This window comes from Vibrio sp. 10N.222.49.A3 (genome assembly GCF_041475145.1).
Lineage (GTDB): Bacteria > Pseudomonadota > Gammaproteobacteria > Enterobacterales > Vibrionaceae > Vibrio > Vibrio tasmaniensis_A.
Genome location: NZ_JBFRVM010000196.1, coordinates 1 through 10,563, shown reverse-complemented (window position 1 = coordinate 10,563; position 10,563 = coordinate 1). Strand labels below are relative to the sequence as shown.

The window sequence follows — 10,563 nt, the reverse complement described above, 5'->3', positions numbered from 1 at the left end:
CTACCCTGCCAGATAGGGAAGTCTTAAAGTTCGAACGGCAGTATCTAATCCATTGGAACGATTAGAATATCGACTGGAGATGTGTCGATGATCTGTTTCGAATGGGAAATGATTTTATGCCAAAAATCGTGGTGATGGCCACATAGTAGTAGGTCAACGCCATTTACCTCGATGGTATTTTTGAGCTTATCATTCAAATCTCCCGTTCCCACGAATATGTGCTTGATTGGGTGTTTAGCGTATGCCTCAAACTCTTTCAAATGTTTAACGGAATCTTCATTGATGGGTAGATCGCCTTCATTTCCCTGAATATCAACGAGTTCAGGGTAAATCTCTCCATGCGTGCCGTCGATATAAACAAACGAAATGCCAGCCTCTAGTTTGTTTGCGAAGAAGGTAGCTCGATCAATCAGAATCTTAGTGTCGTCGGACATTTCAACAGCGACCAGAATATGTCGGTATTCCATAATTAAAGCCTCGTGTTATCAGTTATATAACAAGCATAGTTTTTGCTAGCGCAAATGATATCGAAGAGATCTCATATTGCATAAAATCATCATTCAATGATCTTCTAAGCACTATCGTATTTATATCGCTTTGATTGATAAGAAATTTACAAAAGGTTGTTATAGTGGTTGAAGCGCTAGCTTATTCTGTTAGATAGGCTTTACGGTTTAATGCGCCAATAACGAAGAGGCATCAATGACAGCACTACTCACCATTCCCACTAGGACGTTAGGTTTCGACTACGATATTGAGATCCGAGATTGGTCTCAAAAGCTTGTGGGCTTTCATGTGTTTGAAGATGGTCGACGCCCGCTCGATGGTGGCATTGGGCTGAGCCTAAACCTTGTTGAGCAGTTTGATAAGAATGGTCGTTGGTTGGATTCATTGCCTGCGCGTTATCGTGAAATCACCGACGACTTTCCAGAGTATCAATACCAGATGCTTTGGCTTGCAGCAAATACCGATGAAGCCGCGCAATTGCTTGAATTAAGGCCAGTTATTTTGGCTTTGATCTGTATGAAATACAGTGTCGATAATCAGAAAGCGTTGGCACTAAGTCGCTTAGGGCAGAAGAAGATCCTTGCTAAGTTGGGTTTAGACAGCAGCAAGGCGACACTCAAATTCATCGACAAGCTAGAGCTTCATTACAATGTTGGTGATGAACTCGACCACATTGTTCGTATTCTCGAACCGCTGCAAAGACGAGTCCTTAAGTTTAAGCATTACTCAAAAGTAGGCTACACAGCGCTGCGTTTGGACCAAGTTCATCCATTTCTAACCGGCAGTCGATTGGGCATTGCGATGGTGGAAGAGGGCAGGCTCAATGCGCCTTCAAAAATGGCGATGTTCCAAGATGCGATATTGTTAGGACTGGATTTGGAGATGGATGATCCATTACGTGCCATCACCAGTCAAAATTCCTTTGCTATGTTTGAGCAACTGCATGATAGGTGGACAGAACAGCGTCAGTTACGTCGTCTAGAAGGAAATCGGCCTATGGACATGGACATCCCTTATCCAGTTCCTTTACTCGGTAATGACAATATTCATCCGCTTACTGATTACTACGACCTTGAACAAGAGGGCGTGGAACAAAAACATTGTATTGGCGTCTATCACAATCGAATCATGAGTGATCGCTATGTGGTGTTTCGAATGCTCAAGCCTCAACGCTTAACCATTGGCCTACGTCGTGTTCCAAGCAAAGCCTTTCCGTTTGAGATTGACCAGATTTGTGGGAAACCGCCATCGGAGTCGGCTCGCCAAGTCATCCATGACTGGTTAGAAGCGAGTAAGCAAAAGTACCCTAAGCAATAGCCATGAAGTAGAAGGAATGATTCATATGTATCAACAAGGTGATTTATGCCCGCATTGTGGTTTGATTATTGTGATGCCTACGGATCTCCAAGGTGAATGCCTAGGATGCGGCGAAGAAATTAATCAAGACCCAGCAGGCGATTACGACGAAGAAGAGTAGCTTTACCTACACTTAGATTAAACAAGGCTAGGATAGCCGAATTACACTCTTTCAAAGGACGGAAAAAATGCAGAAAGTAATCTTTAGAAATTGCGATGAAAGCTCGCCTTATTGGAGTGAGTTAGAGGGCTTATTTCAAAGCGAATGGTCTAATTTCAAGTTTCAAGATACCTATAAAGAAAACGTACAACTCCCTCCAGTAATAACAGTACTTCGCGATAATGTGGTCATTGGTGGCTTGGCGTATTCCTATTTTCAAGAACCTCACCAAGTGCGTGATGTGGTGTGGATCAACGCCGTGTTTGTTGACCCTGTATGGCGCGGCCAAGGTATTGCGAGTGAATTGATTAAACGAGCTGTTGAACAAATGCCAGACTATTATCAATCCCAACCCTCGAAAGATTCAACGTCTAAGTTGTACGCCTACACCAATATTGCGCCTTTGTACCTTTCTCTTGGTTGGTCAATCGTCGATATCGAATCAGAACCGAACCATAAAGTGATGAGTATTGAGCTTAATCGATAAGTTCGGAATAAAAACTTTGATATTAGGTTATCTGCCTTTCGAGTAATGAAGCTCTCTCTTTTTCATCAACAATGCAAAACTCTGTTAAATTTTCGTTGAAACTCATGCCTATATCGCCTTTAAATCAAACAACTCGCTGTTGATTAAAACGATCTCTACGATTTATTGCACCAGTTGTTGAGCACTAAGCCTATATTGACTAGAATGACGCACTTTTTTTATTTACGTACATACAGGTAATGAACATGAGCGATACTAATTCAAGACCAGCTTTACCAGATCATCTTGCAGGTAACCCACGCAGCCCACACCACGTGGCTGAGTGTTTCGAATACCCAATCGGCATTCGTCTAAATGGTAAAGAGCGTACTGATGTTGAAGAATACTGCATCAGCGAAGGTTGGGTTAAGATCCCTTCTCCTAAAGCGCTAGACCGTTTTGGCCAGCCAATGCTTATTACTCTTAAAGGCACAGTAGAAGCTTTCTACATCGAAGATTAATCACTTCGTGTAACTCGATAATGTCGAGTACAAAACGCTGTTTATATAGAAGGGTCTAGAGAAATCTAGGTCCTTTTTGTTTGCGTATGATTCCTTAAGTCGACTTTACCATGCGATACCTGCACCAATCGAAAACTCGACGTCTTCACCTTCTGCTTTATCAAAACCTGCGGTTATTAACGCTGTAGGGCTGCTGCATTGCTTGAGGTTGTACGATACGTAAACATCGATGTTGGATAAATAAACTGAACAATAGATTTAACATCACGATTGGTTATGTGTTGTTACTTCGAAAGAATGCTGGTGGGTATGGATAGCGGGCGAAAACTGAGCGTGTAATCGTCTTGCAATGTGGATCTTGAGTGGCTTCAATAGTTCATTAACTGGACAACGTCATACTAATAAACAACAGAGGCAGGTATATCCTGCTTCTGTTTTATTTGGTATCTATTCACAAACACTCCCATGCATATTCTTCTTTCTCAGCCCACATTTTGATATTCACTCGGTTTACAGCAATAACGCGACTTGATAGGTTACTCCCAATGCAGCCAGATGCTTAATCTATAAGTATTTATCGGCTCAACCTAATATTGAATTTGGAAAGATCATGGAAGAAAGAAGCAAAGCTTATCTCGATAGCTACCTCAACACATTGCCAGCAGAGGTTGCCTCGCAATACACCTCCTTTAGTGCCGACTATTACTGCGCTGATGAATACAACGCCAACCTCTGCGCGCAGTTGATTCTCAAGGGTGAAAAACAGGCGTCCTGCGGCCTTGAATACTGGTATACCCATGAAGGCGAGACGAGACCTATAGTTGGTCACTTACAAGTTGTCACCGATTGGGATGGTGAGCCCGTCTGTATTGTTGAGATCACGTCGGTGTCGTCGTGCAAATACAACGAAGTGACGGAGGAGTTTGCTGCTGCAGAAGGCGAGGGTGACAAAACACTCGAATGGTGGAGAAAAGCACACTGGAATTTCTTCTCACGTGAATGTGAAGAGCTCAAGATCTCACCAAGTGAAGACATGTTACTTATGTTGGAGCGTTTCAAAGTGGTTTATCAATAGTGAAGCCCCAGTGAGTGCCATGTTGAATCTCGAGGCATGGCACTTTAGCCTTCATTTGAGCAACGCCAGATGATTAACAATCACAAGGAGAGTGATGTGAAAATAGCGATATTGGATGACTACCAGAACGTCGTTAAAGACCTCGATTGCTTCAACAAACTCGAACAACACGATGTCACGGTATTTACCGAGACTTACTCAGAGCAAGAGCTCGTCGCTAAGTTGGTCTCGTTTGAAGCCATTGTACTCATTCGTGAAAGAACCGAGATCACCGAATCTTTGTTATCGCAGCTCCCAAACCTCAAGCTGATTAGCCAGACGGGCAAAGTGAGTAACCATATCGACCCGAAAATGTGCGAACGATTTGGTGTTACCGTGTTAGAAGGCCGAGGCTCGCCAGTCGCACCCTCTGAATTATGCTGGGCGTTGATTATGGCTGCATCACGCCACATTCCCACTTACGCGTCAAACCTTAAGCAAAGCCAGTGGCAAGATTCTGGCTCGTTAGGGCTAGGTCGAACTTTGAAGGGCTTGAAGCTAGGTATTTGGGGCTACGGCAAGATCGGCAAATGCATTGCACAATATGCCCAAGTATTTGGGATGTCTGTCATAGTGTGGGGTAGCAAAGCTTCACGCGATCAAGCACAAGCAGATGGCTTTGAAGCAGCATCAACCCAACAAGACTTCTTCCGAGAAGTTGATGTGCTTTCTTTGCATTTGCGTTTGAATGATGTGACCAGAGGATGTGTTACGGCATACGACCTCAGCTTGATGAAGCCGGACTCACTGTTTGTGAACATCAGCCGTGCCGAGTTAGTCGAACCGATGGCCTTGTATCATGAACTACACGAGATACCGACCAAAACTGCCGCTATTGATGTGTTCGATTGTGAGCCTGTAACAACAGACACCGAACCGCTACTGTCTTAACAAACGTCACAGCGACTCCACATTTGGGCTATGTTGAACAAAATAGCTACGAACTCTACTTCGATATCGCTTTCGACAACATTCTGTCCTATCAAAGAGATGGCCTATAAAGGCGCGATGAATAATGCAGGAGGCAAGATGACAAAGCTAATCGAATTAACAGAAGTAGTCTTATTCGACTGGGGCAATACGCTGATGGTCGATTTCCCAGACGCACAAGGGAAGATGTGTGACTGGGAAACCGTACAAGAAGTGAGTGGTGCTCGCGCATTACTGGCTGAACTATCCAAAAATCATCAAGTCTACGTTGCCACCAATGCTGGTGATTCCAGCAAAGACGACATCATTAGTGCCTTCGAGCGTGTTGGCCTATCTCAATATATCTTGGGTTACTTTTGTAAGGCGAGCATTGGCTTTTCTAAGTTCGAGTCGGGGTTCTATCCTGCCATCATTTCCAAACTCGGTGTTGCACCACAAGACATCACCATGGTTGACGACACCTTAGAGAAAGACATTTACCCAGCACTTGAAGCGGGTTTGCACGCGGCGTGGTTGAACACGGAAGGTACTGAACTTAAGTCAGAGCATCCGAATATCGTGCAAGTTAAAAGCCTAAGCGAACTGTTGGGGAAGCGCTATGGATGACCATTCAGAGATCTGGCGTCAGTATTACCAAAAAGCACTAAGCAAACCTCATTTAAAGAGGACAGAGTTCGTAATTAAGCTTAATGAATCAGGCTTAAATGTTGCGATTGATTGTGGTTGTGGAACAGGTAGTGACATCGCCTTTTTTGAACAACAAGCGTATCAAGTGTATGGCTTCGACGTTAATCCTGATTCGATTGCACTATGTCGGGATCGTTTTGGTCGCAAATCTTTGGTCGAGATATCTGAAAGTGGATTTGAACACTATGATTACCCAAAATCTGGCGTAGTGATTGCCAATTCGAGTCTGTTTTTTGCTGACCCAACGCGTTTTGACGGGGTTTGGCACAATATTGAAAACTGTCTTGAAGTAGGTGGCGTATTTGCAGGTGATTTCATGGGCGTCGATGACAGTTGGGCACATGGCTATCGAACCCCAACAACGCCGTTAACGAAAGCCAAAGTACTCAGCTTATTCAACGACTTTGAGATAGTACGATTCCATGAGCGAGACGAACAAGCACTCACGTCGCTGGGTAGGGTGAAGCATTGGCACACTTACTCGGTCGTTGCGATTAAGCGCCGTTAAAATGTCAGTAACTAAAACTCGTTCGGATGCTTGTCCGTTTTGACGCCAACGTCTCATCTCTTTGCTGTCTAATCCTCTAAGCTAAGTCTAGTTTCCACTATGAGGGCTAGGCTATGAGTATCGAACGTCACGGAATATCGGTTGGAATTGAACGTGTTAGCGGTGAAACCATCGTTGTGTTTAAAGCGAAAGGCAAACTCACACACGATGACTATCAAGCAATGATGCCAATTCTGAATACCACGCTAGAAGAACTCGATTCATCTAAACTCAAGATGCTGGTCGATATCTCTACCTTAACGGGTTGGGAGTTACGTGCTGCTTGGGATGATTTCAAACTGGGATTAGAGCTCAATTCGAAGATAGACAAAATTGCGATTTATGGTGATAAAAGCTGGCAAGAATTCGCTTCAAAAGTAGGGAGTTGGTTTGTGTCTGGTGAGATTAAGTCATTCGAAGACCACGACTCTGCGCTTAAGTGGTTGGTCGATTGATAATATTCGCGAACAGCTAACGAACAATCAGTAAACATTGCCAATGACAGTTGACGAGCATTGTCTCGAACGCTGTCATTTTTCGGTTTGGCGATGATATTTCCTATTCGATTCAATAGAGTATATTCATTGCAGCGTGTAACATACCCAGGCTGTGTTTGGTCGCGACTAATGGTGTGGCTAGATTCAGTAATAACGAGAACTAAAACAGAAATAAGGTCTAACGACATGCATAAGGTAATTGATAAGCTGGCTTGGATATTCATCAAAGACGGCAAGCTGTTGATGGTGAGATCAAAAGGCAAAGAACTGTTCTATCTACCGGGTGGTAAGCGTGAAGCTGGCGAAAGTGATGAGCAAGCACTGGTTCGCGAAATCAAAGAAGAGATCTCAGTTGATTTAGTGCCTGATTCCATCAAATACGTCGAGACGTTTTCAGGCCAAGCTGATGGCAAAGCGGAAGGCGTATCAGTGAAATTGACTTGCTATCTTGCTAATTATACGGGTGAACTGTCTCCAGATGCCGAAATCGAAGAACTTAAGTTTGTTGATGGCAACGACAGAGCGGTATGTTCATTGGCAGCACTGGTTGCGCTTGATTGGTTAGAAGCGAACCAGTATTTGGCTTAAGGTTTTAGCGGCTATCAGCTAATGCTGAAGATTGATCTTCAAAAGATCATCGTTTACGAATAGCTTGAAGGGCGGCTGTCTTTCATCAACAAGTCGAGTTTCCTTTGAGCTTTCTTCGTGTCTTGTAAATCCACCACCTCAATCATTTCACACTCATCTCGTACCATCTCATTGATTAGGCTTGGGTAGTGTCTGCAATCTTCTGGACGGTCTAAGTAAATGCTACATGTGTACTTGGCTTGAGCCTTGGTGTCTTTCGTCGGAACCAGTTCCAGAAAAGGGCAGCGAGTTAAACGTTCGCCAGATTCAGGGTCAAACCAAATCTCGCTTCCTCGAACATATTCAAAGATGTCTGGGTTGAACAGCTCCCACAAATCGATCTCTTCTTGAGTCGCGGCAAGGTCGCCATCTCCGTATTTGATACAGCATTTTCCGCATTGATTACAATCTTTCATTATCGACTTCATCGGTTGGTGAGCTTTTATCATTTTACCACTGATAGGCGTGGCACGTTGACTTTGTTGTTCATGGTTAAGCCGTTACGGGGTGGGAACATGGAATAGCGGCACTTAAAATCAACTTATCTATGCACCACCACTCCAACCAAAGATGTAAACAGTGATACAATTTGCGTCTCTCACGTTATTCAAGCAAAGGCATCAAAATGAGAACCGTATATACCACCGAAGGCAACATTAACGCAAAGAAACAAAAAGAGGCTTACCCAAAGCTCGCTTTATGTGACAAGTGCGTTAGTGAGTATGTGGTTATCGAGCAAGGTGAACGAACTTACAAGCCTTGTGCTAAATGTGGTGCCGACGATTAATGCGCCTTGATAAATACCTATGTAAAAGCACTGACCTGACCAAGCCTGAAGCGATTGAACGCATCCATAATGGCGAGGTGACCGTAAACAGTGAAACAGTCACCGATGAATCGACTCAAGTTCATGAAAGTAACACCATCTTGTTAAATGGCACGCCGCTTAAGTTGCGTGAATTTCGATACCTCTTAATGCACAAGCCTGCGGGTACTATCTGCTCTAATATCGATGAAGTTTATCCTTCATTGTTTAACTACATCGAGATAGACAAAGCATCAGAGCTGCACATAGCAGGGCGCTTAGATGCCGACACTACAGGCTTAGTCTTGATTACCGATGATGGGCGCTGGTCATTCAACATCACGTTGCCAACCAAGTCATGTAAGAAAGTCTATCGCGTGACATTGTCACGCGATATCAAAGACGATGTCGCTGATAAGTTCAAAGCGGGCATTCAATTGCAGGGCGAACAAAAACCGACGCGTCCGGCAGAGCTCGAGGTGATTACCAGTAAAGAAGTGCTGTTGACCATTACAGAAGGCAAGTTTCATCAAGTAAAACGAATGTTTGCTGCGGTCGGGAATCGAGTTGTTGGCCTACACCGTGAACAGGTTGGTGACGTTCGTTTGGATGTTGAAGCAGGCCAGTGGCGTTATCTAACTAAAGCCGAAGTTGACTCATTTCAGCAAGACTCTGAATAAGAGCTCTGAATAAACGCCGTAACCACTTAAAGCGTTAAGCGTGTCAGCACCAGAACATCAATACTATAAGGATATAGGATGGAAAACCTAAAAGTCTCAGAAATTAAGTCTTTTGTACCCGCGAGAGACTTCGATTTATCTAAACGTTTTTACCAGTCAATCGGCTTCGAAGTGATGTCTGAGTTTCACGATATCGCCTATCTACGACACGGCAGTTGTGCCTTCCTTCTGCAAAACTTTTATGAACCTGCGCACTGTCACAATTACATGATGCACTTGCTGGTTGAAGACGTAAAAAGTTGGTATCAACACATCCAAAACTCTAATGTAGTGTCGGAATTTGAAGTTACCGTTTCCGAGGTTGTTGAACAGCCATGGGGAATGCTTGAGTTTTGTATCACTGACCCAAGTGGTGTGCTGTGGCGTGTGGCTGAAAACATTAGGCCGCGTTAATTCATCCAACTTGCATTAAGGCCAGTGAAAACTTCAAATTATCCATCTGTTTCTTTATTTATGCCGACGTAAGGCAATGATCAAATAGGTTCAAACATGGATATAAAGGCTAAAATGCACAGCCAAGACGTTTACTACTGTGACGACGTGGATTTGGTTGCTGAGCAAACTCAATGCTTAGAAGTGCTATACGATTTTAATCACACTCGCCCGAGCGAAGGTGATAAACGACAACAAATCATGAAGCAGCTATTCGCCGAAGTCGGTGAGGGCTGCTACATTGAACCACCATTACATGCGAACTGGGGGCGTCACACGCACCTAGGCAACAACGTATACGTGAACTTCAATCTAACTCTGGTCGACGACACAGACATATTCATCGGCGACAACGTGATGATTGCGCCTAACGTGACCATTGCCACTGGCACACATCCCATCAGCCCAGAACTCAGGCTAAAAGCAGCGCAGTTCAATGTTCCTGTTCGTATTGGCAACAACGTATGGCTTGGCGCGCACACTGTCGTACTTCCCGGTGTCACCATTGGTGAAAACTCAGTAATAGGCGCGGGCAGCATCGTCACCAAAGACATCCCAGCCAATGTTGTCGCTGTAGGCAACCCATGCAAAGTGGTACGCGAAATCAACGAACGAGACCGAGAGTATTACCACAAAGATCGCCGCATTCCTGATGAGCTAAAGTAAACGACTTTTCACATGCCTTAAATAAGCTGTGACATAAGCCATTGTTATGCAATGGCTCAGTTGCATATTGTTTATGAATCTAAGACACTAGAACGAATTATTCGGGGTTTAAATGCGGAATTTTTCTGTCTGATAGCTGTTATATTTTTTGAGCAAAGGAGTGTTCAATGAATTTAGATACTTGGTTGATGTTTTTTCTTGCATATTTAGTTGTTACATTATCGCCGGGCCCTAATGTATTGTTGGTTGTGAAAAATAGTGTTCAATACGGTATTGGGTCTGCTTTTGTCACTATTCTAGGCAATCTATGTTGTCAACTTCTCATTGTGGGTTTGGTTGCTGTAGGTGTTGGGGAAGTTCTTACTCGCTTGCCGACATGGTTTTTTGTCATGAAATGTGTGGGTGGTTTGTATTTAATTTACCTCGGAATTAAGAGTTTCAAACAAATAAGGAAAGATAGCCTTAAACTATCAAATTTCGATTTTGAACGTAAGCGCGCCATAAACCC

Annotated in this window: 16 protein-coding genes and 1 pseudogene; 15 read left to right on the top strand and 2 right to left on the bottom strand. The window is 43.8% G+C overall.

Going from position 1 to position 10,563, the window contains the following annotated elements:
• Positions 1–44: 44 nt before the first annotated feature.
• Entirely contained in the window at positions 45–467 is a 423-nt protein-coding gene (locus AB4589_RS22865; protein ID WP_012604051.1) for a universal stress protein, read from the bottom strand.
• Between the two features lie 235 nt (positions 468–702).
• Here AB4589_RS22865 and AB4589_RS22860 point away from each other — a divergent pair, with 235 nt between their 5' ends.
• From AB4589_RS22860 to AB4589_RS22815, 10 genes and pseudogenes are all read left to right on the top strand, one after another.
• Entirely contained in the window at positions 703–1,824 is a 1,122-nt protein-coding gene (locus AB4589_RS22860; protein ID WP_372101755.1) for a PcfJ domain-containing protein, read from the top strand.
• A 25-nt stretch (positions 1,825–1,849) separates the two neighbouring features.
• Complete coding sequence (locus AB4589_RS22855) at positions 1,850–1,984, top strand: hypothetical protein (protein ID WP_019823457.1); 135 nt, start codon at positions 1,850–1,852, stop codon at positions 1,982–1,984.
• 67 nt (positions 1,985–2,051) lie between these two features.
• On the top strand, positions 2,052–2,510 hold the full coding sequence (locus AB4589_RS22850) for a GNAT family N-acetyltransferase (RefSeq protein WP_372101754.1): 459 nt from the start codon (positions 2,052–2,054) through the stop codon (positions 2,508–2,510).
• A 245-nt stretch (positions 2,511–2,755) separates the two neighbouring features.
• Positions 2,756–3,010: a DUF3297 family protein gene (locus AB4589_RS22845; RefSeq protein ID WP_029223190.1), complete on the top strand. Its 255-nt coding sequence runs from the start codon at positions 2,756–2,758 to the stop codon at positions 3,008–3,010.
• 610 nt (positions 3,011–3,620) lie between these two features.
• A complete protein-coding gene (locus AB4589_RS22840; RefSeq protein ID WP_372101753.1) occupies positions 3,621–4,085 on the top strand; it encodes an ASCH domain-containing protein in 465 nt (154 codons plus the stop codon).
• Positions 4,086–4,181: 96 nt separating this feature from the next.
• A pseudogene (locus tag AB4589_RS22835) lies at positions 4,182–5,125 on the top strand (D-2-hydroxyacid dehydrogenase family protein).
• Between the two features lie 28 nt (positions 5,126–5,153).
• The gene (locus AB4589_RS22830) at positions 5,154–5,660 is read left to right on the top strand and encodes an HAD family hydrolase (RefSeq protein WP_372101752.1); all 507 of its coding nucleotides are present in this window, start codon (positions 5,154–5,156) and stop codon (positions 5,658–5,660) included.
• Positions 5,653–6,249, top strand: coding sequence for a class I SAM-dependent methyltransferase (locus tag AB4589_RS22825; RefSeq protein ID WP_372101751.1), 597 nt, complete (start codon positions 5,653–5,655; stop codon positions 6,247–6,249). Before AB4589_RS22830 ends, AB4589_RS22825 begins: the two co-directional genes overlap by 8 nt.
• A gap of 113 nt (positions 6,250–6,362) precedes the next feature.
• Positions 6,363–6,743 carry an STAS/SEC14 domain-containing protein gene (locus AB4589_RS22820; RefSeq protein WP_017057365.1) on the top strand — a complete coding sequence of 127 codons (381 nt, stop codon included), beginning with the start codon at positions 6,363–6,365 and terminating at the stop codon, positions 6,741–6,743.
• Between the two features lie 228 nt (positions 6,744–6,971).
• The gene (locus tag AB4589_RS22815) at positions 6,972–7,373 is read left to right on the top strand and encodes an NUDIX domain-containing protein (protein ID WP_372101750.1); all 402 of its coding nucleotides are present in this window, start codon (positions 6,972–6,974) and stop codon (positions 7,371–7,373) included.
• Positions 7,374–7,426: 53 nt separating this feature from the next.
• Here AB4589_RS22815 and AB4589_RS22810 read toward each other — a convergent pair whose 3' ends face one another.
• The gene (locus tag AB4589_RS22810; protein WP_017065706.1) at positions 7,427–7,828 is read right to left on the bottom strand and encodes a YkgJ family cysteine cluster protein; all 402 of its coding nucleotides are present in this window, start codon (positions 7,826–7,828) and stop codon (positions 7,427–7,429) included.
• A 209-nt stretch (positions 7,829–8,037) separates the two neighbouring features.
• Here AB4589_RS22810 and AB4589_RS22805 point away from each other — a divergent pair, with 209 nt between their 5' ends.
• From AB4589_RS22805 to AB4589_RS22785, 5 genes are all read left to right on the top strand, one after another.
• Complete coding sequence (locus tag AB4589_RS22805) at positions 8,038–8,199, top strand: hypothetical protein (protein ID WP_372101749.1); 162 nt, start codon at positions 8,038–8,040, stop codon at positions 8,197–8,199.
• Positions 8,199–8,897, top strand: a complete 699-nt coding sequence (locus AB4589_RS22800) for a pseudouridine synthase (RefSeq protein ID WP_372101748.1) — start codon at positions 8,199–8,201, stop codon at positions 8,895–8,897. The genes AB4589_RS22805 and AB4589_RS22800 overlap by 1 nt, the downstream gene beginning before the upstream one ends.
• Before the next feature lie 78 nt (positions 8,898–8,975).
• Positions 8,976–9,350: a VOC family protein gene (locus AB4589_RS22795; RefSeq protein ID WP_048611985.1), complete on the top strand. Its 375-nt coding sequence runs from the start codon at positions 8,976–8,978 to the stop codon at positions 9,348–9,350.
• 96 nt (positions 9,351–9,446) lie between these two features.
• Positions 9,447–10,055, top strand: coding sequence for a sugar O-acetyltransferase (locus tag AB4589_RS22790; RefSeq protein ID WP_372101747.1), 609 nt, complete (start codon positions 9,447–9,449; stop codon positions 10,053–10,055).
• A gap of 167 nt (positions 10,056–10,222) precedes the next feature.
• A partial coding sequence (locus AB4589_RS22785) for a LysE family translocator (RefSeq protein ID WP_372101746.1) occupies positions 10,223–10,563 on the top strand: 341 nt, incomplete at its 3' end.

Coding starts and splice junctions, on each gene's coding strand:
- AB4589_RS22845 (WP_029223190.1), top strand. CDS start 2,756: ATGAGCGATACTAATTCAAGACCAGCTTTACCAGATCATCTTGCAGGT.
- AB4589_RS22795 (WP_048611985.1), top strand. CDS start 8,976: ATGGAAAACCTAAAAGTCTCAGAAATTAAGTCTTTTGTACCCGCGAGA.
- AB4589_RS22825 (WP_372101751.1), top strand. CDS start 5,653: ATGGATGACCATTCAGAGATCTGGCGTCAGTATTACCAAAAAGCACTA.
- AB4589_RS22855 (WP_019823457.1), top strand. CDS start 1,850: ATGTATCAACAAGGTGATTTATGCCCGCATTGTGGTTTGATTATTGTG.
- AB4589_RS22830 (WP_372101752.1), top strand. CDS start 5,154: ATGACAAAGCTAATCGAATTAACAGAAGTAGTCTTATTCGACTGGGGC.
- AB4589_RS22810 (WP_017065706.1), bottom strand. CDS start 7,828: ATGAAAGATTGTAATCAATGCGGAAAATGCTGTATCAAATACGGAGAT.
- AB4589_RS22805 (WP_372101749.1), top strand. CDS start 8,038: ATGAGAACCGTATATACCACCGAAGGCAACATTAACGCAAAGAAACAA.
- AB4589_RS22800 (WP_372101748.1), top strand. CDS start 8,199: ATGCGCCTTGATAAATACCTATGTAAAAGCACTGACCTGACCAAGCCT.
- AB4589_RS22820 (WP_017057365.1), top strand. CDS start 6,363: ATGAGTATCGAACGTCACGGAATATCGGTTGGAATTGAACGTGTTAGC.
- AB4589_RS22860 (WP_372101755.1), top strand. CDS start 703: ATGACAGCACTACTCACCATTCCCACTAGGACGTTAGGTTTCGACTAC.
- AB4589_RS22840 (WP_372101753.1), top strand. CDS start 3,621: ATGGAAGAAAGAAGCAAAGCTTATCTCGATAGCTACCTCAACACATTG.
- AB4589_RS22865 (WP_012604051.1), bottom strand. CDS start 467: ATGGAATACCGACATATTCTGGTCGCTGTTGAAATGTCCGACGACACT.
- AB4589_RS22850 (WP_372101754.1), top strand. CDS start 2,052: ATGCAGAAAGTAATCTTTAGAAATTGCGATGAAAGCTCGCCTTATTGG.
- AB4589_RS22815 (WP_372101750.1), top strand. CDS start 6,972: ATGCATAAGGTAATTGATAAGCTGGCTTGGATATTCATCAAAGACGGC.
- AB4589_RS22790 (WP_372101747.1), top strand. CDS start 9,447: ATGGATATAAAGGCTAAAATGCACAGCCAAGACGTTTACTACTGTGAC.